Annotated in this window: 25 protein-coding genes and 1 tRNA gene; 13 read left to right on the forward strand and 13 right to left on the reverse strand. The window is 70.4% G+C overall.

Annotation, left to right across the window (positions count from 1 at the left end; all coding sequences use genetic code 11):
* Position 1: 1 nt before the first annotated feature.
* Complete coding sequence (locus ACFYO2_RS39565; protein ID WP_388359502.1) at positions 2–814, reverse strand: AraC family transcriptional regulator; 813 nt, start codon at positions 812–814, stop codon at positions 2–4.
* A 49-nt stretch (positions 815–863) separates the two neighbouring features.
* Here ACFYO2_RS39565 and ACFYO2_RS39570 point away from each other — a divergent pair, with 49 nt between their 5' ends.
* Both ACFYO2_RS39570 and ACFYO2_RS39575 read left to right on the forward strand, forming a co-directional pair.
* The gene (locus ACFYO2_RS39570; RefSeq protein ID WP_388359505.1) at positions 864–1289 is read left to right on the forward strand and encodes a DUF2000 family protein; all 426 of its coding nucleotides are present in this window, start codon (positions 864–866) and stop codon (positions 1287–1289) included.
* 267 nt (positions 1290–1556) lie between these two features.
* Positions 1557–2318 carry a phosphoglyceromutase gene (locus ACFYO2_RS39575; protein ID WP_388359508.1) on the forward strand — a complete coding sequence of 254 codons (762 nt, stop codon included), beginning with the start codon at positions 1557–1559 and terminating at the stop codon, positions 2316–2318.
* A 199-nt stretch (positions 2319–2517) separates the two neighbouring features.
* Here the strand turns inward: ACFYO2_RS39575 and ACFYO2_RS39580 are convergent, their stop codons facing one another.
* Both ACFYO2_RS39580 and phoU read right to left on the reverse strand, forming a co-directional pair.
* Positions 2518–2766 carry an SCO4226 family nickel-binding protein gene (locus ACFYO2_RS39580; protein WP_388359510.1) on the reverse strand — a complete coding sequence of 83 codons (249 nt, stop codon included), beginning with the start codon at positions 2764–2766 and terminating at the stop codon, positions 2518–2520.
* A gap of 613 nt (positions 2767–3379) precedes the next feature.
* On the reverse strand, positions 3380–4069 hold the full coding sequence (gene phoU, locus ACFYO2_RS39585) for a phosphate signaling complex protein PhoU (RefSeq protein ID WP_388359513.1): 690 nt from the start codon (positions 4067–4069) through the stop codon (positions 3380–3382).
* Positions 4070–4306: 237 nt separating this feature from the next.
* Between phoU and ACFYO2_RS39590 the strand changes: the two genes are divergently transcribed.
* Together ACFYO2_RS39590 and ACFYO2_RS39595 are read left to right on the forward strand one after the other, a co-directional pair.
* The gene (locus tag ACFYO2_RS39590; RefSeq protein ID WP_388359515.1) at positions 4307–5572 is read left to right on the forward strand and encodes a sensor histidine kinase; all 1266 of its coding nucleotides are present in this window, start codon (positions 4307–4309) and stop codon (positions 5570–5572) included.
* Positions 5569–6249 carry a response regulator gene (locus tag ACFYO2_RS39595; RefSeq protein ID WP_388359517.1) on the forward strand — a complete coding sequence of 227 codons (681 nt, stop codon included), beginning with the start codon at positions 5569–5571 and terminating at the stop codon, positions 6247–6249. The genes ACFYO2_RS39590 and ACFYO2_RS39595 overlap by 4 nt, the downstream gene beginning before the upstream one ends.
* 82 nt (positions 6250–6331) lie before the next feature.
* On the opposite strand, the gene ACFYO2_RS39600 is transcribed toward ACFYO2_RS39595, so the two are convergent.
* The gene (locus ACFYO2_RS39600) at positions 6332–6991 is read right to left on the reverse strand and encodes a DUF461 domain-containing protein (protein ID WP_388359520.1); all 660 of its coding nucleotides are present in this window, start codon (positions 6989–6991) and stop codon (positions 6332–6334) included.
* A 612-nt stretch (positions 6992–7603) separates the two neighbouring features.
* Here ACFYO2_RS39600 and ACFYO2_RS39605 point away from each other — a divergent pair.
* The 6 genes from ACFYO2_RS39605 to ACFYO2_RS39630 all read left to right on the forward strand — a co-directional run bounded on the left by ACFYO2_RS39605 (position 7604) and on the right by ACFYO2_RS39630 (position 13986).
* Positions 7604–8086 carry a CarD family transcriptional regulator gene (locus ACFYO2_RS39605; protein WP_003953493.1) on the forward strand — a complete coding sequence of 161 codons (483 nt, stop codon included), beginning with the start codon at positions 7604–7606 and terminating at the stop codon, positions 8084–8086.
* Between the two features lie 314 nt (positions 8087–8400).
* The gene (gene ispD, locus ACFYO2_RS39610; RefSeq protein WP_388359525.1) at positions 8401–9153 is read left to right on the forward strand and encodes a 2-C-methyl-D-erythritol 4-phosphate cytidylyltransferase; all 753 of its coding nucleotides are present in this window, start codon (positions 8401–8403) and stop codon (positions 9151–9153) included.
* Entirely contained in the window at positions 9143–9637 is a 495-nt protein-coding gene (ispF, locus tag ACFYO2_RS39615; protein ID WP_388359528.1) for a 2-C-methyl-D-erythritol 2,4-cyclodiphosphate synthase, read from the forward strand. Before ispD ends, ispF begins: the two co-directional genes overlap by 11 nt.
* An 81-nt stretch (positions 9638–9718) precedes the next feature.
* The gene (gene cysS, locus ACFYO2_RS39620) at positions 9719–11119 is read left to right on the forward strand and encodes a cysteine--tRNA ligase (protein ID WP_388359529.1); all 1401 of its coding nucleotides are present in this window, start codon (positions 9719–9721) and stop codon (positions 11117–11119) included.
* 112 nt (positions 11120–11231) lie between these two features.
* The gene (rlmB, locus tag ACFYO2_RS39625) at positions 11232–12173 is read left to right on the forward strand and encodes a 23S rRNA (guanosine(2251)-2'-O)-methyltransferase RlmB (RefSeq protein ID WP_388359532.1); all 942 of its coding nucleotides are present in this window, start codon (positions 11232–11234) and stop codon (positions 12171–12173) included.
* A 118-nt stretch (positions 12174–12291) separates the two neighbouring features.
* Positions 12292–13986, forward strand: a complete 1695-nt coding sequence (locus ACFYO2_RS39630) for a DoxX family membrane protein (RefSeq protein ID WP_388359534.1) — start codon at positions 12292–12294, stop codon at positions 13984–13986.
* A 212-nt stretch (positions 13987–14198) separates the two neighbouring features.
* Here ACFYO2_RS39630 and ACFYO2_RS39635 read toward each other — a convergent pair whose 3' ends face one another.
* The 3 genes from ACFYO2_RS39635 to ACFYO2_RS39645 form a co-directional block, all read right to left on the reverse strand.
* Positions 14199–14930 carry an NDP-sugar synthase gene (locus ACFYO2_RS39635; protein WP_388359537.1) on the reverse strand — a complete coding sequence of 244 codons (732 nt, stop codon included), beginning with the start codon at positions 14928–14930 and terminating at the stop codon, positions 14199–14201.
* A gap of 89 nt (positions 14931–15019) precedes the next feature.
* Entirely contained in the window at positions 15020–15472 is a 453-nt protein-coding gene (locus ACFYO2_RS39640; protein WP_388359540.1) for a hypothetical protein, read from the reverse strand.
* Positions 15473–15688: 216 nt separating this feature from the next.
* Positions 15689–16825 carry an ABC transporter ATP-binding protein gene (locus ACFYO2_RS39645; protein ID WP_388359543.1) on the reverse strand — a complete coding sequence of 379 codons (1137 nt, stop codon included), beginning with the start codon at positions 16823–16825 and terminating at the stop codon, positions 15689–15691.
* 244 nt (positions 16826–17069) lie between these two features.
* Between ACFYO2_RS39645 and ACFYO2_RS39650 the strand changes: the two genes are divergently transcribed.
* A tRNA-Thr gene (locus ACFYO2_RS39650) sits at positions 17070–17143 on the forward strand.
* A 47-nt stretch (positions 17144–17190) separates the two neighbouring features.
* Here the strand turns inward: ACFYO2_RS39650 and ACFYO2_RS39655 are convergent.
* The 5 genes from ACFYO2_RS39655 to ACFYO2_RS39675 all read right to left on the reverse strand — a co-directional run bounded on the left by ACFYO2_RS39655 (position 17191) and on the right by ACFYO2_RS39675 (position 22456).
* Positions 17191–17670 carry a GNAT family N-acetyltransferase gene (locus ACFYO2_RS39655; RefSeq protein ID WP_388359546.1) on the reverse strand — a complete coding sequence of 160 codons (480 nt, stop codon included), beginning with the start codon at positions 17668–17670 and terminating at the stop codon, positions 17191–17193.
* 9 nt (positions 17671–17679) lie between these two features.
* Positions 17680–18567, reverse strand: coding sequence for an aminoglycoside phosphotransferase family protein (locus ACFYO2_RS39660; RefSeq protein WP_388359549.1), 888 nt, complete (start codon positions 18565–18567; stop codon positions 17680–17682).
* 104 nt (positions 18568–18671) lie between these two features.
* Positions 18672–20165: an MFS transporter gene (locus tag ACFYO2_RS39665; RefSeq protein ID WP_388359552.1), complete on the reverse strand. Its 1494-nt coding sequence runs from the start codon at positions 20163–20165 to the stop codon at positions 18672–18674.
* Between the two features lie 44 nt (positions 20166–20209).
* On the reverse strand, positions 20210–21190 hold the full coding sequence (locus tag ACFYO2_RS39670; RefSeq protein WP_388359555.1) for a zinc-binding dehydrogenase: 981 nt from the start codon (positions 21188–21190) through the stop codon (positions 20210–20212).
* A 105-nt stretch (positions 21191–21295) separates the two neighbouring features.
* The gene (locus ACFYO2_RS39675) at positions 21296–22456 is read right to left on the reverse strand and encodes an NAD(P)-binding protein (protein ID WP_388359558.1); all 1161 of its coding nucleotides are present in this window, start codon (positions 22454–22456) and stop codon (positions 21296–21298) included.
* Positions 22457–22607: 151 nt separating this feature from the next.
* Between ACFYO2_RS39675 and ACFYO2_RS39680 the strand changes: the two genes are divergently transcribed.
* Positions 22608–23303 (forward strand): pentapeptide repeat-containing protein, encoded by a 696-nt coding sequence (locus tag ACFYO2_RS39680; RefSeq protein WP_388359561.1) that lies wholly within the window; start codon positions 22608–22610, stop codon positions 23301–23303.
* Between the two features lie 57 nt (positions 23304–23360).
* Here the strand turns inward: ACFYO2_RS39680 and ACFYO2_RS39685 are convergent, their stop codons facing one another.
* Positions 23361–23861 carry a hypothetical protein gene (locus tag ACFYO2_RS39685; protein ID WP_388359564.1) on the reverse strand — a complete coding sequence of 167 codons (501 nt, stop codon included), beginning with the start codon at positions 23859–23861 and terminating at the stop codon, positions 23361–23363.
* Positions 23862–23902: 41 nt separating this feature from the next.
* Here ACFYO2_RS39685 and ACFYO2_RS39690 point away from each other — a divergent pair, with 41 nt between their 5' ends.
* Positions 23903–25318: a M1 family metallopeptidase gene (locus ACFYO2_RS39690; protein WP_388359567.1), complete on the forward strand. Its 1416-nt coding sequence runs from the start codon at positions 23903–23905 to the stop codon at positions 25316–25318.
* Positions 25319–25322 lie beyond the last annotated feature (4 nt).

Here is a 25322-nt window from a genome sequence, read left to right on the forward strand (position 1 = left end):
GTCACTTACGGCCTGCCCGCCCCCCGCTGTCGCGGTAGCGCCCCGGCGTCACCCCCACCAACTTCTTGAAGTGGCGGGTGAGATGAGCCTGGTCGTGGAACCCCGTGACGGCGGCGACGTCGGCCGGCCCGCGCCCGGCGAGCAGCAGGCCCCGGGCCCGGTCGACGCGCCGGGCGTTCAGATACTGGTGCGGCGCGATGCCGTACGCGGCGCTGAACGCCCGTACGAGATGGGCGGGATGGGCCTGCACCAGCCCCGAGGCCTCGTCCAGGGACAGTCCCTGGGCAACCCGCTCGTCGAGGAGTTCGCGCAACCGCCGGGCGAGGACGGGATCCCGGCGCGGGACCGGGATGCCGGCACTCGGCCGCAGATGCGCCCGCAACCGCTCGCCCACCAGCGTCAGCCTGCTCTCGGCCTCCAACTCGTCCCCGGGCCGGGCGAGCGCGGCGTGCAACTGCCCGACCCGCAGCCGCAGCACGGGATCCCGCAGATCGGGCCCGTCGACGGCGGCACCGATGAGGTCGTCGGTGAGGTGCGAGCCGTCCAGGTAGAGGACCCGCTTGCGGAAGCCCTCCGGGGTGACGGGGGAGCCGTTGTGCGGCACATGCGGCGGCAACAGCGACACCGTGTCGTGCGGCGTGCCGTGCTCGTGCCGGTCGAGGTCGTACCGCACGGCCCCGTCGTCCACGATGAGCAGCGTCCACGCCTCATGGACGTGCATCGGATACGCGTACTCGGTGAAGTGGGCGTGGAAGACCTCGACGATGCCCGGCACCTGCGGGCGCCAGGCGGAGACGTTCCGCTGGGCGGTCATGCAAAGAACGTACAAGACGGTGTCGTACGGCGATCGGCAGTCTCGGAGCATGAGCACTGAACCCATCCGTTTCGACACCAAGATCGCCGTCCTGCTGCGCGAGGACCTGGAGCCCTGGCAGCGCCTGAACGTCACTGCGTTCCTGGTCAGCGGCCTGGGCACGCAGGTCCCCGAGGTGATCGGCGAACCGTACGAGGACGCCGACGGCGTGCCCTACCTGCCGATGTTCCGCCAGCCGGTCATGGTCTTCGAGGCCACGAAGGAGACGCTGACGACAGCCCACGCGCGCGTGCTGTCCCGCGCGCTGCCGCGGTCGCTGTTCACGTCCGACCTCTTCGCGACGGGGAACGACCGGGACAACCGGGCGGCGGTGCGGGCCGTACCGACGGGGGAGCTGGATCTGGTAGGGATCGCGGTGTATGGGCCGCGCAATGCGGTCGACAAGGTGGTGAAGGGGGCGTGGATGCATCCGTGAGGACGCCCGTGGCGCCGGGACAGGAACCGGCGCGGTGCCTGCGCCTGGTCAGCCCGTCTCAGGCCGCGCTGACCTCGGGCTCCGCCGCACCGGGCGCCTCGACGACGGCCGACTCCTCCGCCGGCAGCCGCCGCATCAGCGTCCCGAACCGCTCACTACATCGCCAGCAGTCCCCACCCCCACCGCGGCGACCCAGCAGATCCCGTCAACTGTCCGTCTGTCGAGCGGACGCACGAGGCATCCAGCCCTTGGATTACGCTCATACGCATGGCCGACGCACCGTACAAGCTGATCCTCCTCCGCCACGGCGAGAGCGAATGGAACGCGAAGAACCTGTTCACCGGCTGGGTGGACGTCAACCTCAACGAGAAGGGCGAGAAGGAGGCAGTCCGCGGCGGTGAGCTGCTCAAGGACGCCGGCCTGCTGCCCGACGTGGTGCACACCTCGCTCCAGAAGCGAGCGATCCGCACGGCCCAGCTCGCGCTGGAGTCCGCGGACCGCCTCTGGATCCCCGTACACCGCTCATGGCGCCTGAACGAGCGCCACTACGGCGCCCTCCAGGGCAAGGACAAGGCCCAGACCCTCGCCGAGTTCGGCGAGGAGCAGTTCATGCTGTGGCGCCGCTCGTACGACACGCCTCCGCCGCCGCTGGACCGTGACGCCGAGTACTCGCAGTTCGACGACCCGCGTTACGCGACCCTCCCGCCGGAGCTGCGCCCGCAGACGGAATGCCTCAAGGACGTCGTCGTCCGCATGCTCCCGTACTGGTTCGACGGCATCGTCCCCGACCTCCTGACCGGCCGCACGGTCCTGGTCGCGGCCCACGGCAACAGCCTCCGCGCGCTCGTCAAGCACCTCGACGGCATCTCCGACGCCGACATCGCGGGCCTGAACATCCCCACGGGCATCCCCCTGTCGTACGAACTCGACGCCGACTTCAAGCCCCTCAAGCCCGGCGGCACCTACCTCGACCCCGACGCGGCAGCGGCGGCCATCGAGGCGGTCAAGAACCAGGGCAAGAAGAGGTAACGAGACGCCAGTAAGCCCCCGGTCTGCGGTTCTCGCGGGGCGGGGGCTTTTTGTTCGGGACAGTCGTCAGGGCCTGAGGAAGTCCGGCGGTGGCTGTTCCCTTGCTTCTGCCGCGGCTCCCACATCGCGGAGTGCCGCGACTGCCGCCTCGGCGTCTTCCTGCGGCACGCCGTCGAGTATCAGGGCCTCGTGCAGTGCGTCAGATCGACAGCGGTATCCGATGGACCTCGTCCGCCTTGTGACCCGCCCGTTCGTGGACGCGCTGGACCGCGTCGGCAGAGGGTGCCTCGGAGAGGCAGTAGATGATTCCGGCCTCCGGGTCGGCCCAGGCCCGCTCGAAGTGCACGCCCTCTTCCTTCTCTATGGCGAGGTCGGCGTCGTGCGCTTCCCTCAGCTGTTCGGACGTGATGCCCTCGAAGCCGTGGTGGACGTCCATGAACTGCGTCATGGCCTCGCACCTCCTTGTCCTTCCGAGTGCGCGAGTGGTTCGCCTGCTCTTCTTTCAGGGTGCGCCTGTACGGGAGCCCGGGCTACCCGGAGAGTATTCGTGCGGCGGACCTGGTGGGTGGTCGGCGGCTCGGGTCCACCGAGGTCTTCCTCACGGTCCGGAAGACTCCCGAGCACTGACACGCCGAGACGCTGAGAAGGGCCCCGGCGAACACCGGAGCCCTTCACCGTCGTACGAAGCAAGCCGTACAAACCAAGCCGTACGAGACCGTCGGCGCCCTACGCCGCCGTCACCCGCACTGGCACGGGTTCCCCGACTGGCACCCGCACCCGCACCCCGACCCGCAGCCGCACGCGGAGATCAAGGTCAGGTTCCTGATCTCGGCGGGCTGCTCGGTCGGGCGTTCCTGGGTGGGGTCGGGTGGCGTACCGGGGGTGCTGGGGGATTCGGCCATGGTCCCTCCTCAAGGCTGGTGCCTGTGCCCATTGGATGCCCGTTCCGATGGGCGCATCAACGGCGCACGGAGGCTCCCAAGCGCCCCGAACAGGCACCCGCACGCCCGACGGGTCAGGCCTCGCACGCCCGAAGGGTCAGCACTCGCACCCCCGAAGCGTCACGCCCCCTCCACCCCCGCCACCGACTGGATCTCCTGCTGAAGATCGTCCGCGTGCTCACCCGTCACCAGGTACACCACCCGCTTGGCGACCGCGACGGCGTGGTCGGCGTACCGCTCGTAGTAGCGGCCGAGCAGGGTGACGTCCACGGCGGTCTCGATGCCGTGCTTCCAGCGGTCGTCCATCAGGTGCTGGAAGAGGGTGCGGTGGAGGAGGTCCATCGCGTCGTCGTCCTGCTCCAGCTGGAGCGCGAGGTCGACGTCCTTCGTGATGATCACCTCTGCGGCCTTCGCCATCAGGCGCTGCGCGAGCTGGCCCATCTCGAGGATGGTCGCGTGCAGGTCGTGCGGGATCGCACGGGCCGGGAAGCGCAGCCGGGCGAGCTTCGCCACGTGCTGGGCCAGGTCGCCCGAGCGCTCCAGGTCGGCCGACATCCTGAGCGACGTGACGACGATCCGCAGGTCCGTCGCCACCGGCTGCTGGCGGGCCAGCAGCGCTATCGCCCGGGCCTCCAGCTCGTGCTGGAGGTCGTCGACCCGCTGGTCGGCCTCGATGACGCTCTCGGCCAGCTTGAGGTCGGAGTCGAGGATCGCCGTCGTGGCGCGCCCGATCGCCGACCCGACCAGCCGGGCCATCTCCACCAGACCGTCGCCGATCGAATCAAGTTCCTCGTGGTACGCGTCCCGCATCAGGGATTCCCTCTCGTACGTGGTCTTCGGGGGTCACCGGGGGCCGGGGCCCGGCGCGCCTGTGCGTGCAAAACCGGTGCTTCGTACCCCACGCTCCCACGTTCCGCCCTGTACGCGTCGGTTTCCGTCACCCCAAATGAACCATCACTGGCTCCAAGGTGAACTCTGGGCGACGAGTGTTCGAGCTCGCACTCGGACGGCTGTGGCCGGAGCCCGACCCGTGCCTAACCTGGGTGCATGGACGTGAACGCGGCGGTCGCCGCAGCGGCAGCGATCGCCGGTGTACTCACCGGCGTCATCGCCATGCTGGCGTTCCGCTGGAGCGAGCGGGAGCAGAAACGCCCCACCCGCACCTCACTGCACACGGACCCGGTGCTTCCGCCGGGTGTGGACACCGTCCTGTCCGTACTCCGGTCCTCGGCCGTCGTACTGGACGAGGCGGACGCCGTGGTCAAGGCCAGCTCCGCCGCGTACGCCCTCGGGCTGGTCCGCGGCGGCAAGCTCTCCGTGGACCCGATGCTCCGCATGGCTCGCGACACCAGACGCGACGGGGAGATACGCCAGGTGGAGCTGGACCTTCCCAGACGCGGCACCGGCCGCGGCGAGGCCCTCGCAGTCTCCGCACGCGTCGCACCCCTCGGCTCCCGCCTGGTGCTGCTCCTCGTAGAGGATCTCACCGAGGCCCGGCGCATCGAGGCGGTGCGGCGCGACTTCGTCGCGAACGTCAGCCATGAGCTGAAGACCCCGGTCGGCGCACTCTCCCTCCTGTCCGAGGCCGTCATGGACGCCTCGGAGGATCCGGAGGCGGTGGAACGCTTCGCCGGCCGCATGCAGATCGAGGCGACCCGACTGACCAACCTGGTCCAGGAACTCATCGACCTCTCGCGCGTACAGAACGACGATCCGCTCGAGGACGCCGAACCGGTCCGCGTCGACGAACTCGTCGCCGAGGCCGTCGACCGCTGTCGGCACCAGGCCGGCAGCAAGCAGATCACCATGGCCGCCGGCGGCACCGCCGACCTGCACGTCTACGGCAACCGCGGCCAGCTCGCCGCCGCCCTCGGCAACCTCGTCGAGAACGCCGTCAACTACTCGCCCGCCCGCACCCGTGTCGGCATAGCCGCACGCCGGGTGACCGCGCCGGGCGGTGACATGATCGAGGTCGCCGTCACCGACCAGGGGATCGGGATCTCCGACAAGGACAAGGAGCGCATCTTCGAGCGCTTCTACCGCGTCGACCCGGCCCGCTCCCGTGCCACCGGCGGCACGGGCCTCGGCCTCGCCATCGTCAAGCACGTGGCCGCCTCGCACGGCGGGGAGGTCACCGTATGGAGCTCCGAGGGACAGGGCTCCACCTTCACCCTCCGACTGCCGGAGGCGGGTGCGGCCCGCGACCGCGCGCAGCAGCACCCCGACCTCGACGGTCTCGATGACGAGCCCGACGACCCCACCCCCCAGCCATCTTCTTACGAACCGCTCCCCTCCCCGGAGGTCCTTCCGTGACCCGAGTGCTCGTCGTCGAGGACGAGGAGTCCTTCTCCGACGCCCTGTCGTACATGCTCCGCAAGGAAGGCTTCGAGGTCGCCGTCGCGACCACCGGGCCCGACGGACTCGACGAGTTCGAGCGCAACGGCGCCGACCTCGTCCTCCTGGACCTGATGCTGCCCGGCCTGCCGGGCACCGAGGTGTGCCGCCAGCTGCGCAACCGTTCCAACGTCCCCGTCATCATGGTGACCGCCAAGGACAGTGAGATCGACAAGGTCGTCGGGCTGGAGATAGGGGCCGACGACTACGTGACCAAGCCGTTCTCCTCCCGCGAGCTGGTCGCCCGTATCCGTGCCGTGCTGCGCCGCCGCGGGGAGCCCGAGGAGGTCAGCCTGGCCGCCCTGGAGGCGGGCCCGGTGCGCATGGACGTGGACCGCCACGTCGTGACGGTCTCCGGCTCCAAGGTCGACCTCCCACTCAAGGAGTTCGACCTCCTGGAGATGCTGCTGCGCAACGCCGGCCGCGTCCTGACCCGTATGCAGCTCATCGACCGGGTCTGGGGCGCCGACTACGTCGGCGACACCAAGACCCTCGACGTCCACGTCAAGCGCCTGCGCGCCAAGATCGAGCCGGACCCGGGCGCGCCGCGGTACCTGGTGACGGTCCGCGGCCTCGGCTACAAGTTCGAGCCGTAGCCCGACACGCACCTCATGCGGAAGGGCGGGACCTCGTGGTGAGGTCCCGCCCTTCCGTCGTACGACGATCTCGGACGGCCGCTCAGTGGCCGGCGGCCGCGGTGTCCGTCGGGGTGGCCGAGCCGGCCGGGGTGCCCGACGCGGACTCGGTGGGGGAGCCCGAGGTGCCGGTGCCCGGCTCCTCGCCCGTCGTCGCGGTGGGGCTCGCCGTGTCGCTCGGCGTCGCCGGGATCTCGGTCGGGCCCCACTTGGAGAAGTAGCTCTCGGACGGGACGACGAACGCGCGCAGGTTCACGGGACCGGTCTTGCTGAAGGTGAAGGTGATCTTCTGGGCGTTGCCGTCCTTGACGGTCTCGCCGACCTTGGTCAGCGCGGCGGAGGCGTTGCCCTTGCCGCCGAGGATGACGGAGCCGCCGGGCGGGACGGTCACCTTGCCGTTGCCCTTGGCGGGCTTGAGCTCGGCGGTGCCGCCGCCGGCGACGCTCACCGAGTCCAGTGTCTGGGCGGTGTCGCCGCTGTTGAAGACAGTGGCGGAGATGACGGCCGGGCCCTCGGCCGCGGCGTCCGGCTGGGTGATGACGACGACGTTCTGGATCTTGATGGTCCCGACCGTCGTGGCAGCGTTGTCCGGCTTGACCTCCAGGGTCTGTGCGTTGTTGCCGGCCGCGCACGCGGAGAGCGAGGCGATCGAGAACGCGATGGCGGCGGCGGCGAGGGCACCGCGTCGAAGGCTGCTGCTCACGGCGGCGGCAACTCCTTGACTCGAGCGAGGCGGCCCGTAAAGCCGCACTAAGTGTCTGTCAGCGGCCTCAGGTTACCGAGCCGTTCCCACGCCGCCGCACCCGACCCTCCCCCCGGGTCCTCCTCTTCCTCCGTCTTCCCTCGGCGGGCCGTCGCCGCAGTGCTCACAAGTGACCCCTGAGTCACATTGGGCCGGGCGCTTGTCCGCCATTCACATAAGTACCGCCGACCGTGCGCCGGGGATTTTCTGTGCAGGAATCCTTGAACCCCTGAATTGATCACGATCGGCCGGTCGGGCGACCCTGTGATCAATTCCGGATTCGTCTCGTACCCGACTCCACGTACCGAACGGAGTAGCGGAAGTCGCACGCTTGGAAGCGGACATATGGGGATGTTCGGCCACCTGGAGGGGCCTCCGAGTGCGTGTAACGTACGCGTTTCACCTCACCCGGACAGCCGCTCCGACCTGCGAATACATTCTTCCGCTCAACCCGCGCAGCACGTTCCTGTTGCTGTTGTCAAGCCCCGAGATATGCCCTGACCTGCGAAAACGCCATTCAGAACCCGCAGTTTCCGTGTTACTCTGGATAGCCACGGAAGGGGTACCTGTCACATGACGTTCAAGGTTGGCGACACCGTGGTCTATCCCCATCACGGGGCCGCGCTGATCGAGGCCATCGAAACTCGCCAGATCAAAGGCGTGGACAAGACCTACTTGGTGCTGAAGGTCGCCCAGGGTGATCTGACGGTACGTGTGCCAGCGGACAATGCGGAGTTCGTCGGCGTGCGTGATGTGGTCGGTCAGGACGGACTGGACCGGGTCTTCGAGGTGCTGCGCGCGCCGTACGCCGAGGAGCCCACGAACTGGTCGCGTCGCTACAAGGCAAACCTGGAGAAGCTCGCCTCCGGCGATGTCATCAAGGTCGCGGAAGTCGTGCGTGACCTGTGGCGTCGTGAGCGTGAGCGTGGACTCTCCGCCGGTGAGAAGCGCATGCTCGCCAAGGCCCGCCAGATTCTGGTGAGCGAGCTCGCGCTCGCGGAGAACACGAACGAGGACAAGGCCGAGGCCCTGCTCGACGAGGTCCTCGCGTCCTGACGCCGGCGCAAGCCAGCCTCAGCACATTTGAAATGCCGCGGTGCCCGATGACGTATTCCTCGTCGCCGGGCGCTGCGGCATGTCCGCACTCGGGCGCCGTACGCGTGTTCATCTCGAGGAAGATCCCCCGATACTTGGTGTGCCGGGCCCGGACAACGGCCTCGACCAGGGTCACGGAAGGGTTCCGGTCAAGCTGTCGTTCCCGACACGCTGAGGCCATACCCACGTAGGCCCTGCCGCCAAACCGGCGCCTGCCGGGCGGACGACGCCGGTTTGGCGGCAGGGCCTCGATCACACAAACCTGACAGGAACCGATGTCTGACGTTTCGCCTCCGTCGCCCACGGCTGCACGCACGGCCGCGGTGATTCCGGCCGCCGGCCGCGGCGTACGCCTCGGCCCGGGCGCCCCCAAGGCGCTCCGCGCGCTGAACGGCACGCCCATGCTCATCCACGCGCTGCGCGCGTTGGCCGCGTCCCGAGCCGTCTCCCTCGTGGTCGTCGTCGCCCCGCCCGACGGCGCCGGCGAGGTCAAGTCCCTGCTCGACGCGCATGCCCTGCCCGAGCGCACCGACTACCTCGTGGTGCCCGGCGGCGAGAGCCGCCAGGAGTCCGTGAAGCTCGGCCTGGACGCCCTGCCGCCCGAGTACGACATCGTGCTCGTGCACGACGCGGCCCGCCCCCTCGTCCCGGTCGACACGGTGGACGCCGTCATCGATGCCGTACGGGAAGGGGCCGTGGCCGTCGTCCCGGCGCTGCCCCTCGCGGACACCGTGAAGGAGGTCGAACCGGCCGCGACGCCGGGCGAGCCGGAGCCCGTCGTGGCCACTCCCGAGCGGGCCCGCCTGCGTGCCGTACAGACCCCGCAGGGTTTCGACCGAGCCACCCTGGTCCGCGCCCACGAGACGGTCATCGACAACGTGACCGACGACGCGAGCATGGTCGAGCAGCTCGGCGAGACGGTCGTGACCGTCCCCGGCCACGAGGAGGCCTTCAAGGTCACCCGCCCGCTGGACCTCCTCCTCGCGGAGGCGGTCCTGGCCCGCAGGAGGCTCACCGATGGCTTCTGAGGGAGCCCTGCTTCCGCAGGTCGGCATCGGCACCGACATCCACGCCTTCGAAGAGGGCCGCGAGCTGTGGTGCGCCGGCCTCAAGTGGGAGGGCGAGGGCACGGGACTCGCCGGCCACTCCGACGCCGATGTCGTCGCCCACGCCGCCTGCAACGCCCTGTTCTCGGCGGCCGGCCTCGGAGACCTCGGTCAGCACTTCGGCACCGGGCGCCCCGAGTGGTCCGGCGCCTCCGGTGTCACGCTGCTCACCGAGGCCGCCCGGATCGTCCGCGAGGCCGGCTTCACCATCGGCAACGTCGCCGTACAGGTCGTAGGACCCCGTCCGAAGATCGGCAAGCGCCGGGACGAGGCGCAGAAACTTCTGTCGGAGGCGGCCGGCGCCCCCGTCTCGGTGTCCGGCGCGACCACCGACGGCCTCGGCTTCCCCGGACGGGGGGAGGGGCTGATGGCGATCGCGACGGCGCTGGTGGTGCGGACCGGCTGACGAAGCCGGCCGACGTCACGAATGTGTGGCCTTGGCGGGAACGGGCGCAAGGCATCGCCCTGCGCCTACTACCCTGGACTCGTGACCATTCGCCTGTACGACACCAGCGCCCGGCAGATCCGTGACTTCGCCCCGCTCACGCCGGGTTGTGTCTCGATCTACCTGTGTGGCGCCACCGTGCAGGCAGCACCGCACATCGGGCACATCCGCTCGGGCCTGAACTTCGACATCATGCGCCGCTGGTTCCAGTACCGCGGCTACGAGGTCACGTTCATCCGCAACGTCACCGACATCGACGACAAGATCATCGCCAAGTCGGCCGACCAGGGCCGCCCCTGGTGGTCGATCGGCTACGAGAACGAGCGGGCCTTCGACGACGGCTACACCGCGCTCGGCTGCCTGCCCCCCACATACGAACCACGCGCCACCGGCCACGTCACCGAAATGATCGAGATGATGCGCGGCCTCATGGAGCGCGGACACGCCTACGAGGCCGACGGCAACGTCTACTTCGACGTGAGGTCCTTCCCGGAGTACCTGCGCCTGTCCAACCAGGAGCTCGACAACCTGCTCCAGCCCTCCGGCGAGGGCGAGACCGGCAAACGCGATCCCCGCGACTTCGCCCTGTGGAAGGCGGCCAAGCCGGGCGAGCCCAGCTGGGAGACGCCGTGGGGACGTGGCCGCCCCGGCTGGCACCTGGAGTGCTCGGCGATGGCCCACAAGTACCTCGGCTCCGCCTTCGACATCCACGGCGGCGGCCTGGACCTGATCTTCCCGCACCACGAGAACGAGATCGCCCAGGCCAAGGCCTACGGCGACGAGTTCGCCCGGTACTGGGTGCACAACGCCTGGGTCACCATGAGCGGCGAGAAGATGTCCAAGTCGCTCGGCAACTCCGTCCTCGTCTCCGAGATGGTCCAGCGCTGGCGCCCGATCGTCCTGCGCTACTACCTCGGCACCCCGCACTACCGCTCGATGATCGAGTACAGCGAGGAGGCCCTGCGCGAGGCCGAGTCCGCGTTCGCACGGATCGAGGGCTTCGTGCAGCGCGTGGTGGAGAAGGCCGGGGGAGTCGTCGAACCCTCCGCCGACGTCCCGCCCGCCTTCGCCGAGGCGATGGACGACGACCTGGGCGTCCCGCAGGCCCTCGCCGTCGTGCACACCACCGTCCGGCAGGGCAACTCCGCGCTGGCCGCCGACGACAAGGAAGCCGCCGTGGCCCGCCTCGCCGAGGTGCGCGCCATGCTCGGCGTCCTCGGCCTGGACCCGCTCGACCCGCACTGGGCCGGCGAGACCGACCGCGGCGACGACCTCCACGGGGTCGTCGACAGCCTCGTACGACTGGTCCTCGACCAGCGCGAGGCGGCCCGCGCCCGCAAGGACTGGACCACCGCGGACGCCATCCGCGACCAGCTCAACCAGTCCGGTCTCGTCATCGAGGACAGCCCGCAGGGTCCGCGCTGGAGCCTCGGCCCGCGCTGACCCTTTCTTGATCGATTGTGCCGCCCGGCCATCCGGGCGGCACACTGCATATACGTACACACGCACGCTTCGAATTCGCAGTGAACAGAAGCAGAGAACAGACAGGTAGGTCATGGCAGCCAACAACCGCCGCATGTCCGGCAAGAAGGGCGCGCAGGTCGGCAGTGGCGGCCAGCGACGCAGGGGTCTCGAAGGCAAGGGCCCGACCCCGCCCGCCGAGATGCGCAAGGGACACAAGAAGAACCGCGTCGCCAACGCCAAGGCGAAGCAGACGGTACGCCGGCCCGCGGCCCGCGGCCGGGGCGGCAAGGGCACCTCGGAGATGGTCGTCGGCCGCAACCCCGTCTTCGAGGCGCTGCGCGACGGCGTGCCCGCGACGACGCTCTACGTCCAGCAGTTCATCGACAACGACGAGCGGGTCCGCGAGGCACTCCAGCTCGCCGCCGAGCGCGGCGGGATCCACCTCATGGAGGCCCCCCGCCCCGAGCTCGACCGCATGACCAACGGTCTCAACCACCAGGGCCTCGTCCTGCAGGTCCCGCCCTACGAGTACGCGCACCCCGAGGACCTCGCGAGCGCCGCCTACGACAAGGGCGAGGACCCCCTCATCGTCGCCCTCGACGGCGTCACCGACCCGCGCAACCTCGGCGCCGTCGTCCGCTCCGTCTCCGCCTTCGGCGGCCACGGCGTCGTCGTCCCCGAGCGGCGCGCGGCCGGCATGACCGCCGGCGCCTGGAAGTCGTCCGCCGGTACGGCCGCCCGTACGCCCGTCGCCCGCGCCACCAACCTGACGCGCGCCCTCGAGGCGTACAAGAAGGCCGGCATCACGGTCGTCGGCCTGGCCGCCGACGGTGAGGCCGAACTCGGTGACCTGGAAGCCCTGTCGGGGCCCGTCGTCATCGTCGTCGGCAGCGAGGGCAAGGGACTGTCCCGGCTGGTCGGCGAGACCTGCGACCACCGGGTGCGGATCCCGATGCCGGGCGGCGCCGAGTCGCTCAACGCCGGTGTCGCGGCGGGCATCGTGCTCTACGAGACGGCACGACGACGCGCCTGAGCGATTGTTCGACGTAGTCACCCACACGGGGTATTCCTGGCGTCGAGGACAACCTTGACGGGGCCCGGACAGATCCGCCCAGTCAAGGCAGTGTCCTAACCACACGTCACTCGGTTAGATGAGCGTGGACACCAGAACACCCCGCACACCTACGGGGGACGGCCCGTCGGGATTCGACGACGCTCCCGCGCTGAGCATGGTGAAGGTGCCGAGCGATCCGGCGCAGATCATCGTCAATCATGCGAGCTTCCGCGTGCAGTTGGGCGCTTCGACGCGGCGCGGCCAATCCTCGCGGATCGCACGGAACTTGAGCGCCACCGAGGACACCGCCCTGATGCCCGTCGCCGGCGCCGCGGTCGGCAGACCCGGCGCGAGCGCGGGCGCCCGCCGCCGGCCCGTCGTCTGGAGCGGCAAGTCCGACCCCGACGACACGGGCGCCCACCGCCTGCTCCAGGCCGTACGGGGCGGAAGCGTCCGCCACGGCGAGGAACCGGCCCCCTCCGCCGCCGACGCCGGAGCCACCCAGGTCATCCCCCGCGTCGACGTCAACGGCGGCTACGCCGACGGCACTTACGCCGACACCGGCTACGACGACCTCACCCGGACCGTCGAAACCCCCGTCGTCGGCGCCCAGCGCACCCTCCCCCACCCTCGGCTCCGCTCGAGCGGGGGGACCCCCACCCCGCACGGCACCCGACTCCTGCCGAACATGCGGACGGTGGGCAGCGTCGACGACGAACCCGCCTACAGCAGCGAGCAGTTCGACGACTACTGCGGCACCGACCACACCCGCTCCGCCAAGCGCCACGGAGACGACCCCGGCCGGCACGCCTACTACCCGGGCCGCCGCATGAACCTCGGCGTCGTCCTCCTCCCTCTCCGGATCTTCCTCGGCTTCATCTCCATGTACGCCGGCATGGGCAAGCTCTGCGACCCCGTCTACTTCGACGGCGGCGAACGCGGCTCCATGGTCAAGTGGCTCAACACCCTGCACCCCTGGGAAGTCGCCGAGCCGCTGCGGCAGTTCGCCCTCCAGCACCCCGTCGGCGCCGGCCTCGTCATCGCCTTCCTCCAGGTCATCGTGGGCGTCCTCACGATCCTGGGCTGCTGGCAGCGCGTCGGCGCGGTCGTCGGCGCCGGCCTCTCCGCCGCGCTCCTCGTCACCGTCAGCTGGAAGAGCGTCCCCGCCTACGACACCCCCGACATCATCTACCTCGCCGCCTGGTCCCCGCTGATCATCGCCGGCGCCCCCGTCTACTCCATCGACGGCCGCCTCGCCGGCAGCGCCTGGCGCCGCCTCGGCCCCCGCGCCGACCTCTGGGACCTGCGCCGCTACGTCCTGCGCCGCGGCGCCCTCATCACCGCCATCGTCACCGGGCTCACCCTGCTCATCGGCTCGCTCCTCGGCGGGGCCGTCCGCGACGCCGACCGCGTCGTCGTCCCCGGCCCCGGCGAGGCCCCGCGCAACGAACTGCCCGGCTCCCCGCTCCCCCAGGACCCCACCAAGCGGCACAGGGAAACCCCGTCGGCCTCCAGCTCCCCCACCCAGGGCGCCACGGCAGGAGCCAGCCCGCCCGCCGACACCGCCACCACCCCGGGCACCACCCGCGGCACCGCCACCGGCAGCTCGCCCAGCCAGACCCAGGGCACCACCGGGCAGGCCCCACCGCAGCAGTCCTCCCCGGTCCAGCAGGCTCCCAGCACCACCGCAGGCCCCACCTCCGGCGGCAGCGCAACCGGCGGCTCGTCAGGCGGCTCCGACAGCGGAGGCTCCACCTCCCAGCCGGGCCTGGTAGGCGGCCTGTTGGGGTAGCGGAGCCGGTGGGCGAAGTCCTGGGCACGCCTGCCGGCTGAACATCCTGGCCCACACGACGAAGGGGCCCCGCACGGATGACGTGCGGGGCCCCTTCGTCGCAGGAGACTGCAACGCCTTTCAGGGGCGCGGGGCCGTGACGACATGCGGCTCCGCCGCGTAGGCGCGATCAGCCCCCACCGGCCCGCGCTCTGAAGACGACCCCCGGAGCCCTACCGCCCCAACGCGGCCAGCTCCTTCGCCGCCTCCGTCAAATCCTTCGCCGTATCGATGGCACGCCAATACGACCCCTGCGGAATCGGGAACCCGGCCAACCGCCGCTCACGCGCAAGGTGGGGAAACGTCGTACGCTCATGATCGCCGCGCTCGGGCAACAGCCCCGCGAACTCCGGCGAGAAGACATACACGCCCGCATTGATCTCATACGTCGTCGGCGGGGACTCGATGAAGTCCGTGACGTGCCCGAAGCCGTCCGTCTGCACCGCCCCCCACGGAATACGCGGGCGGGCCAGCGCGAGGGTCGCCACCGCGTCGCGCTCGGTGTGGAAGTCCGCCATGTCACGCAGCGAGAAACGGGTCCAGATGTCGCCGTTGGTGGCGTACCAGGCCCGGTCCGGGTGCGGAAGATGCGCGGCGGCGTACTTCAGACCGCCGCCGCGGCCGAGCGGCTCCGTCTCGACGACCGTCGTGATGTTCACCGGCAGGTCGGCGCTCGCCAACCACTTCTGCAGGACGTCGGCGAGGTGGCCGCAGCTGACCACCACGTCGGTCACGCCCTCCTCGGCGAGCCAGACAAGCTGATGGCCGATGATCGGAGTCCCCGTACCGGGGATCTCGACCATCGGCTTGGGCCGGTCGTCGGTGTAGGGACGCAGCCGGGATCCCTGGCCGCCGGCCAGAACGACGGCTTGAACAGGGCGGGACGCGGCATTCGGATCGGTCATGACCGAACTGTACGTGGCGTCCCGCCCGCGACCCGGGTCGCAACCGTTCCTTAATCAGCCGTTATCACCCTCCCCCCGTCGAGCCGCGATCAGCTGTGCGCCGCCGCGACGCCCGTCGCGAAGGACGTGTCACAGACCGGGCGGGCGTACGACTGCGCACGCGTCGGCCCGTACACACGGACCGCGGCACGGCCCAGGGCACGCGCGATGGACACACAGTGCTTCGCCAGCGACGGACGGCCGTTGACCGCCTCCTGGAGGTGCGTGAGTGCGACGCCGGGGTTCTTCTCCTGGAGCTCGGTCAGGAGCCGGTCGCGCAGCACGTCCTGCGGAGCACGGGCCGCGGGCGCCTTGGCGTCCGACAGTGTGGCGTCCGACGCGGTGAGCACCGAGTTCGAGGGATTCCCCGACCAGTTGACCCGGGTGACCGCGAGGGTCCCGGAGAGCACCAGGACGACGGGCAGGACGAGGGCGAGGGAGCGGCCGATCCGGCGGGCGGGGCCCCGGCCGCCTCGCGTCTGTTCGTTAGTGGAGTGCTTCACGCGTGTGAGGGTAGCGCGGGGTGATGATTTGGCGACATTTAGTCACCGTTTCGAGGGACGAGCGGTGCGTTTTTTTGGGTAGCGGGTTGACGCACACTGCTCGAAATGGCCGGTCTGCCGGGGTATTTGCCGACAACGAAGAGGTCCCCGCAGCCTGCTGCGGGGACCTCTTCGTCAACTCGGGTGAATGCGCCCGGGTCGGTCGCTCTTTTCGCCTCAGTCGGTGAGGCGCTCGCCCGTGGAGGTCGAGAACACGTGGATCTCGCCCGGCCGCGGCACGACGTGCAGCGTGGCGCCCTTGTCCGGGACCGCGCGGCCGCTGACGCGGACGACCAGGTCCTTGAGGTCGTCGCCGACCTTGGCGCTGCCGTAGACGTAGCCGTCGGCGCCGAGCTCCTCGACGACGTTCACGGAGACCGCGAGACCGGCCGGGGCGTCCTCGGTGTCCTTCGACAGGGACGCGGCGGCGCCGCCGCCGTGCTCGACGATGTCGAAGTGCTCCGGACGGACACCGACCGTGACCGTGGTGTCACCCTTGTCGGAGGCGGCCTTCAGAGCGTCACGGCTGACCGGGACGACGCTGTTGCCGAACTTCACACCGCCGTCGGTGATCGGGACCGCGACCAGGTTCATCGCGGGGGAGCCGATGAAGCCGGCGACGAAGAGGTTCGCGGGCCGGTCGTACATGTTGCGCGGCGAGTCGACCTGCTGGAGCAGACCGTCCTTCAGCACGGCCACCCGGTCGCCCATCGTCATGGCCTCGACCTGGTCGTGGGTGACGTAGACGGTCGTGATGCCGAGACGGCGCTGCAGCGAGGCGATCTGCGTACGGGTGCTGACGCGGAGCTTGGCGTCCAGGTTCGACAGCGGCTCGTCCATGAGGAACACCTGCGGCTCACGCACGATCGCGCGTCCCATGGCGACACGCTGACGCTGACCACCGGAGAGCGCCTTCGGCTTGCGGTCCAGGTACTCCGTCAGGTCGAGGATCTTCGCGGCCTCCTCGACCTTCTGCCGGATCTCCGTCTTGTTGACGCCGGCGATCTTGAGCGCGAAGCCCATGTTGTCGGCGACCGACATGTGCGGGTACAGCGCGTAGTTCTGGAACACCATGGCGATGTCCCGGTCCTTGGGCGGCAGGTGCGTGACGTCACGGTCACCGATGCGGATGGAACCGCCGTTCACGTCCTCGAGCCCCGCGAGCATCCGGAGCGAGGTGGACTTGCCGCAACCCGACGGGCCGACCAGGACGAGGAACTCGCCGTCCTCGATGTCGATTTCCAGAGCGTCGACGGCGGGCTTGGTGGAACCCGGGTAGATCCGGGTCGCCTTGTCGAACGAAACAGTGGCCATGGTGAAGGGCCCCCTTCTACCGGCAGGAACGTGCCGGACGATCCGTTGTAGGAAGGTGGTGAGCCGCCCCGGACACAGCCCAGGGTGGTGTAGTCCACATGCGCGGACTGGGTCAGGACGGTACCTGGCGTCAACACCTTCTGTCAGTACCTGCGGGAGTGTGAACTTCGCCGAAATTTTCGAGAGGGCCACCCCGCGGCCTGGGTACACTGCTCGGGCACGTCACCGCGTCACACGCGTGCAGGCCTCCTTAGCTCAGTTGGCCAGAGCAACGCACTTGTAATGCGTAGGTCGTCGGTTCGAATCCGACAGGGGGCTCTCGGTAAGGAAAAGCCCAGGTCAGCGCCTGTCTGGCCTGGGTTTCTTCATGCCCGTGCGCCCAGCTCCCCGAGTGGCCCGTCCGTCAGCCGATAGACCGTCCACTCGTCCTGCGGTCGCGCGCCGAGCGCCTCGTAGAAGGCGATGGAGGGGGTGTTCCAGTTCAGGACGGACCACTCCAGGCGTTCGTATCCGCGTTCCACGCAGATGCGGGCCAGTTCGGTGAGGAGGGCCTTGCCGTGGCCGCCGCCGCGGGCGGTGGGGCGGACGTAGAGGTCCTCCAGGTAGATGCCGTGGACGCCTCGCCAGGTGGAGAAGTTCAGGAACCAGAGGGCGAAGCCGACCGGGTCGCCTGTCGTGTCGTCGCAGGCGATGTGGGCGTAGGCGGCGGGATGCTCGCCGAAGAGGGCCTCGTGGAGTTGGTCCGGGGTCGCCTTGGCCTCGTGCGGTGCCTTCTCGTACTCGGCGAGTTCGCGGACGAAGGTGTGGATGGCGGGGATGTCGGCGGGAGTCGCGGCGCGGATCATGCGGGGAGGCTAGCCCGCGTGGTTCCTCAGGCGCCTGGCGATTTCCAGCTGCCGGGGCTGCGGCGGGCGGCCGTCCTCGATGTCCCACAGGGTGTTCTGGAGCAGTCGGCCGAGTGTCCAGGCACGCGCGCGTGCGCGGTCGAGGGCGAGTACGTCGGTCATGGCGTCGAAGCGCCAGCGGATCTCGTCGGCGTCGAAGCGGTTGTGGAGGGCGGGCCAGAGTTCGAAGCCGGGGTCGCCGGCGAGGGGTTTGGGGTCGATGGCGAGCCAGGGGGCGCGGTCGGAGGCGAGGACGTTCTCGTCGTGGAGGTCCCAGTGGAGGAGGCGGTCGCCGGGTTCGTCGATGACTTCGCGTACGGCGGCGGCGCAGTCGGTGACCAGGCGGCGGGTTTCCGGGTCCGGGATGTGGTTCAGGGCCGACGGGGTCCGGTCGAGCATGGTCTGCGCCATGTCGCCGAGGCGGCGCATGCCCCGGGGGGCGGGTACGGAGGTGAGGTGGGTCAGGAGGCGGGCGATGACGAGGACCGCTTCTCGGGTGTCGCCCAGGTGGGACAGCATGCGGGTGGGGTCGAGGCGTTCGAGGAGCATGGTGCCGGTGCTCTCGTCGTGATCGAGGAGTCGTACGGCCCGGTCGCCGTTCCAGATGCGCAGGGCCACGGGCTCGCCCTCGCTCTCGTCGTCGAGGAGTTGCAGCTTCAGTACGGCGCGCGTGTCGTCCGCGCGGACGACCGGCAGGACCAGGGCGGTGACTCCGTGCATCGGGCGTCCGTCGGCTGTCAGTTCCCAGCGTTCCATGAACTCGGCCGCCAGTTCCGGCAGGCCGGCTATGAAGGCGCGGCCCGCTTTCCCGTTGAACTTCTCCTGTGATGCGGCCAGCTCGTCCGGAATGTCGATCACGATGCGGACCCTACTCGCGTACGTGAATCGCCTCACGCGAATTGTCCGGGGATATCCACAGGGTGTGGACGTTCGTTCCCGGCGCCCCCGGCACGTGGATCTGGTCAGGCCACCGACTCCGGTACCGCCGCCTCCGCCGGGGCGCCCTGCTTCGGTGGCTTCGTCGTGACCATCAGGCCCGCGATGAGGCCGGCCAGCAGCATGATGCCGGCGGCCCACCAGATGGCGACCGTGTAGCCGTGGACGACGGCTTCCCTGGCGATCCGGGCGCGGCCGCCGGGGTCGGTGAGGTGGGCGGTGACGTAGGCGGTGCTGCTGGTGGTGGCGATGGTGTTGAGGAGGGCCGTGCCGATGGAACCGCCCACCTGCTGTGAGGTGTTGACGGTGGCCGAGGTGACGCCGGCGTCCTGGGGTGCGACGCCCGCGGTGGCCGTGGAGAAGACCGGCATGAAGGTGAGGCCCATGCCGAGGCCCATGAGGATCAGGGCGGGGAGGATGTCGGTGGCGTACTCGCTGTCCGCGGTCATCCGGGTGAGGAGCACCATGCCGGCGGAGGCGAGGATCATGCCGGGGACCATGAGCATGCGGGGCGGTACGCGGTTGATCAGGCGGGCCGAGATCTGGGTGGAGCCGGTGATGATCGAGGCGGTGAGGGGGAGGAAGGCGAGGCCGGTCTTCACGGGGGAGTAGCCGAGGATGACCTGCAGGTAGTAGGTCATGAAGAGGAACAGGCCGAACATGCCGATGACGGCGAGGGCCATGGTGAGGAAGCAGCCGGCGCGGTTGCGGTCCTTGATGATGTGGAGGGGGAGCAGGGGCTGGGCGGCCCGGGTCTGCCACCACACGAACGTCGTGAGGAGTACGACTCCTGCGGCGAGGAGGGTGAGGACGACGGCGTCGGTCCAGCCTCGTGGTTGGGCCTCGCTGAAGCCGTAGACGATCGCGACGAGGCCGCCGCAGCCGAGCAGGACGCCGGGGACGTCCAGGCGGGCGCCCGCGTGGCCGGGGCGGTCGTGGAGGAGGGCGAGGGCCCCGATGACGGCGATGACGGCGATGGGAACGTTGACGTAGAGGCACCAGCGCCAGTCGAGGTACTCGGTGAGCAGGCCGCCGACGATGAAGCCGATGGCGGCGCCGCTGCCGGCGAGGGCGCCGTAGATGCCGAAGGCCTTTCCGCGTTCCTTGGGGTCGGTGAAGGTCGTCGTCAGCAGGGAGAGCGCGGAGGGGGCGAGTACGGCGGCGAAGGCGCCCTGGAGGGCACGGGCGCCGAAGAGCATGCCGGCGGTGGTGGCGGCGCCGCCGAGTGCGGAGGCGGCGGCGAAGCCGATGAGGCCGATGATGAAGGTGCGTTTGCGGCCGACGAGGTCGGCGATGCGGCCGCCGAGCAGGAGGAGTCCGCCGAAGGCGAGCGTGTAGGCGGTGATGACCCATTGGCGGTTGCCGTCGGACATGTCCAGGTCGCGCTGTGCGGAAGGGAGCGCGATGTTCACGATGGTCGCGTCGAGGACGACCATCAGCTGGGCGAGGGCGATGATCACCAGGCCCCACCAACGGCGGGGATCGGCGTTCGCGTGATCACCTGTTGGGGTGACGCTCATTCGGTCAGCAGACCACGGATCGCGGCCTGTCGCATCCGAGGAGGTCATGGCTCCAGAACCACCTTTCCGGTTGTCCCGCGGGTCTCCAGGGCCCGGTGTGCCGCGGCGGCCCGGGCGAGCGGGAAGCGTTGTACGGCGGGGATGAGGCGCCCCTCGGCGGCCTGGGTGAGGGCGCGCAGTTCGAGGGTGCGTACGGGGTCGGGGCCGCCGGCCTTCCGCATCATCACGGGGCCGAGGACCTGCTCGGAGACACCGTCGACGAGGTAGGGCCCGCCGTCGTGGATGCCTTCCGCGGACCAGCCGAAGACGATGTGCCTGCCACCGGGGCCGAGCAGGGCGACGGTCTCGCGGGCGATGTCGCCGCCGACGCCGTCGAGGACGACGGTGGCGGTACGGCCGCCCAGGTAGGCGCGGATCTTGTCCGGCCAGGAGGGGGCCTTGTAGTCGACGGCGAGGTCGGCGCCGTTCGCCTGGACGCGGGCGGCCTTCTCGGGGCCGCCGGCGAGGCCGATGACGGTGGCGCCGGCGTGTTTGGCGTACTGGACGAGGAGGGTGCCGATGCCGCCGGCGGCGGCCGGGATCACGGCGACCGCGTCGGGGCCGAGCTCGGCGAACTGCAGGATCCCCATCGTCGTACGGCCGGTGCCGATCATGGCGACGGCCTGGGCGAAGTCCAGGTTGGCGGGGATCTCACGGACGCGTTCGACCTCGGTGACGGTGAGTTCGGCGTAGCCTCCGGGGGCGAATCCGAGGTGGGCGACGACGCGCCTGCCGAGCCAGAGCGCGGCGACGCCGTCGCCGAGGGACTCGACGATGCCGGCGACCTCGCGGCCGGGGATCGTGGGCAGGGCGGGCGGTTCGGGCAGGGGGCCCTGCGCGCCCTCGCGCAGGGCGGTGTCGAGGAGGTGGACTCCTGCCGCCGCTACGGCGATACGGACCTGGCCGGGGCCGGGCCGCGGGTCGTCGACCTCTTCGTAGGTGAGGTTGTCGGCCGGGCCGAAGGCGTGCAGGCGGATGGCGTGCATGTGGGGTCCCCCATCGGTGGCTGGTGCTGTCGTCAGGACGCGTCGCCGGAACGCGCCATCGGAACGCATCGTCAGAACGCGTCGTCAGGAAGCCACTTTTCAACCTCAAGCATGCTTGAGGTCAAGGGTGTTCCGGCCGAGGGCCAGTGAGACCGCGGTCAGGGCGCTGTTGAAGGAGACCTCGGACAGCACGCCGGGGGCGGCGACCTGGTCGCCCGTGAGGTAGACACCGTCGCCGCGGTCGACGGCGGGCCGGTCCCGCCAGCTGGTCCCCGGCAGGTCGACGGCGCCGGTACGGCCGTTCGCGACGGCCTCGCGCCGCCAGGTGAGGCGCTCGCGCCAGCCCTCGAAGGCGAGGTCGAGGAGCTGCTCGGCGCGGGCGATGCCATCGGCCTTCGTCTCGTGCGGGGCGATCGGGATCTGCCCCTGGATGAGCTGCTCGCCGGCCGGGGCGAGGGAGCGGTCCTGGGCGGTGAACCGCTCGAGCCAGCCGGGGGAGTCGAGGTCACAGACGGCGAAGGCGTCGCCGCGCCGGGAGCGTACGGCGAGGTCGACGAGGGTGGTACGGCCGCCGGTCCAGGTCAGCGAGTCGTCGCCGAGGAGGCGGCGGGCGGCGCCGAGCGAGGTGGCGACGACGACGGGCGTGTCGGTGGGGAGGGTGTCGACGCGGGAGAGCGTCTCCATCCGGACGCCCAGATTCCAGGCCCGGGCGGCCATCCGGTCGATGACGGTGGCCCAGCCGCCGCGCGGGTAGTGGGCCTCGGGCGGGAGCTTGGTGGCGCGGCGCAGGCGTTCCTGCACGAACGCGGCGGCCAGGGAGCCCGGGTCGTGGTGGAAGACGGCGACGGCGGAGTGGTGCGCGGCGGCCCGGGCGCCCTCCTCGCCGGCCAGTTCGGTCGCCCAGGTCATGAAGTCGACGTCGACGGGCGCCTGTCGGGCGCCTGGGCGCAGCAGCTTGAGCATCGCGAAGGGCGGGGTGCGGCGTAGTACGCCCTTGTGCCGCAGCCGCAGCCGGGCGGCCTCCAGGGGCGGGATCGGCGCGAGCGGCCCGATGAGGTCGCGTTGCTTGAGCCAGACCCAGTGCGGGCCGCCGTTGTAGAGGGCGTGCGGTCCTTCGTTCGTCCTGTACTGCCCCTCGGCGGTCCGTGCCCGTCCGCCGAGGGTGTGGTGGGCTTCGTGGACGGTGACCTTGGCGCCCGCCTCGGCGGCGGTGATGGCGGCGGTGAGTCCGGCGAAGCCGCCGCCGATGACGGTGATGCGGTGCATGGTTCGGGTCTCCCTCGGTCGGGGGTGGTTCTCGTGCCGTTCCGTTGTGCTCCGTTCTGTGAGTACGACTGATTGAGGGCCCCGGAATGTGACATCGGGGGAGTCTGTGCAGGTCAGGGCGATTGTCAGTGGTGGGGTGCAGCATGGGGGCATGGCGAGGAGAGCGGTGGGCGGGACGGATGGGGTCGGCGGGGCCCGGGTGAAGTCGGCGCGGCGGCCGGAGGTGAGGCTGCCGCCACTGGAGCCGTACGGCGGCGGCGGGCTGGAGCCGGACGGGGACTACGACGGGCTGGAGTTCGTGGCGGCCGACCTCGCCGGGCAGGACGGGCGGGGCGCCCGTTTCATGGACTGCGCGCTGACGGGGTGCGCGCTGGACGAGACCCGGCTGCACCATGCGCGTGTCCTGGACTCGGTCCTCACCGGCATCCGGGGTGTGGGCACCGACCTGGCCGAGTCGACCCTGCGGGACGTCGAGTTGGTCGACGCCCGGCTCGGCGGCACGCAGATGCACGGAGCCGTCCTGGAGCGCGTCCTGATCCGCGGCGGCAAGATCGACTACCTGAACCTGCGCACGGCCCGCCTCAAGGACGTCGTCTTCCAGGGCTGTGTCCTGGTCGAGCCGGACTTCGGGGGTGCCCGGCTGGAGCGGGTCGAGTTTCTGGACTGCGAGCTGAAGGGGGTCGATCTCAACGCGGCCACGCTGAAGGACGTCGATCTGCGCGGGGCCGCGTCGCTGGAGATCGCGCGTGGCGTGGACCGGCTGGCGGGGGCGGTCATCAGTCCTACGCAGCTGCTGGATCTCGCGGGGGTGCTGGCGGCGGAGCTGGGGATTCGGGTGGAGGGCTGAGGGGGCGGCGGCTCATCCCGGGGACCCACCGGGCTCACCCAGGGACTCCCCGAGGGCTCACCGCACCCTGGGAAACCGCGCCTGGAGTGTCCAGATCGCCGGGTTCTCGCCCAGGTCGTCGTGCAGGTCGATCAGGTCGGCGATCAGGTCGTGCAGGAAGTCCCTGGCCTCCTTGCGGAGTTCGGCGTGGGAGAAGCTCAGTGGGGGCTCCTCGGCCGGCATCCAGTCGGCCTCGATGTCGACCCAGCCGAAGCGGCGCTCGAAGAGCATGCGGTCGGTGGACTCGGTGAAGTCGAGTTCGGCGCGTTGGGGGCGGGCGGCGCGGGAGCCCGCCGGGTCGCGGTCGATGCGCTCGACGATGTCGCACAGGGCCCACGCGAAGTCGAGTACCGGGACCCATCCCCAGGCTGTGGACAGTTCCCGGTCGGCCTTGGTGTCGGCGAGGTAGACGTCCCCGCAGAACAGGTCGTGGCGCAGGGCGTGGACGTCCGCGCGGCGGTAGTCGGTCTGCGGGGGGTCCGGGAAGCGGTTGGAGAGGGCGTAGCCGATGTCGAGCACGTATGTGATGGTGTCACGCGCGTACTCATAGGATCACCGGCGTGTCCCGATCCGCGCCCCTTGCCCCGACCTGCACGTCTCTCGTCCTCGTCCTCGTCCTCGCCCTGACCGCGTGCGATGGCGGCGGGGGCGGGGCGGTGCACGGCAGCCCCGGCGCCTCCGGTGTGCGCGACCCGTACTTCCCCAAGGCGGGCAACGGCGGCTACGACGTCACCCACTACGACCTGGACCTCGCCTACGAGCCCGACACCGGCCGGCTCACCGGCACGGCGACGATCAGCGCCCGCGCCACCCAGGACCTCTCCGCCTTCGACCTCGACCTCAAGGGGCTCGACGTCGACGGGGTCACCGTGGACGGGAAGGGCGCCCGCTGGAACCGTGCCGGGCAGGAGCTGACCGTACGCCCGCACGCCGGTGTCGACGAGGACGCGACCTTCCGCGTGACCGTCCGGTACCACGGCACCCCCGGCACGATCACCGACCCGGACGGCTCCGAGGAGGGCTGGCTGCGCACCGCGGACGGGGCGCTCTCCCTCGGGGAGCCGACCGGGTCCATGGCGTGGTTCCCCGGCAACCACCACCCCTCGGACAAGGCGTCGTACGAGGTCACGGTGACCGTGCCCAAGGGCCTGCGAGCCGTGTCCAACGGCGAGTTGGTGAGCGAGCGGAGCACCGGGGGGCGTACGGCGTTCACCTGGCGCGCCACCGAACCCATGGCGAGTCACGTCGCCACGCTCGCCGTCGGTGACTACGACATCCGCCGCTCCACCACCGCCGGCGGCCTGCCCGTGTACGTCGCCGTCGACCCGACCCTGGCCGGAGCGAGCCGGAAGGTGCCGGCGGAGATCCCCGAGATCATTGATTGGGCCGCGGACGTCTTCGGGCCGTACCCCTTCTCCTCCACCGGGGCGATCGTCGACCGAGACGGCGACGCCGGCTACGCCCTGGAGACCCAGAACCGGCCCGTCTTCCCCGGCGTCCCCGACACCGATCTCCTCGTCCATGAGCTCGCGCACCAGTGGTACGGCAACTCGGTCACGCCGAAGACGTGGCGGGACATGTGGCTCAACGAGGGCTTCGCGACGTACGCGGAGTGGCTGTGGCAGGAGGAGCACGGCGGTGACAGCGCCCAGGAGACCTTCGACGCGCTCTACGACCACGGCGACCGGACCTACGAGGACCTCTGGTCCTTCCCGCCCGCGAAACCGACGAGCGCCGCGCACCTGTCCGGCACGCCCGTCTACCAGCGCGGCGCGATGGTCCTCCACAAGATCCGTCAGACGGTCGGCGACACCGCCTTCCGCGCCCTCCTCCGCGGCTGGGCCACCGCCCACCGCCACGGCAACGCGGACACGGCCGACTTCACGGCGTACGTCGAGAAGCAGGCGCCCGGCAAGGACTTCGACGCGGTCTGGGCGGACTGGCTGTACGGGGACGGCAAGCCGGCGCGTGGCTGAGTCC

The organism is Streptomyces sp. NPDC006602 (genome assembly GCF_042870385.1).
Lineage (GTDB): Bacteria > Actinomycetota > Actinomycetes > Streptomycetales > Streptomycetaceae > Streptomyces.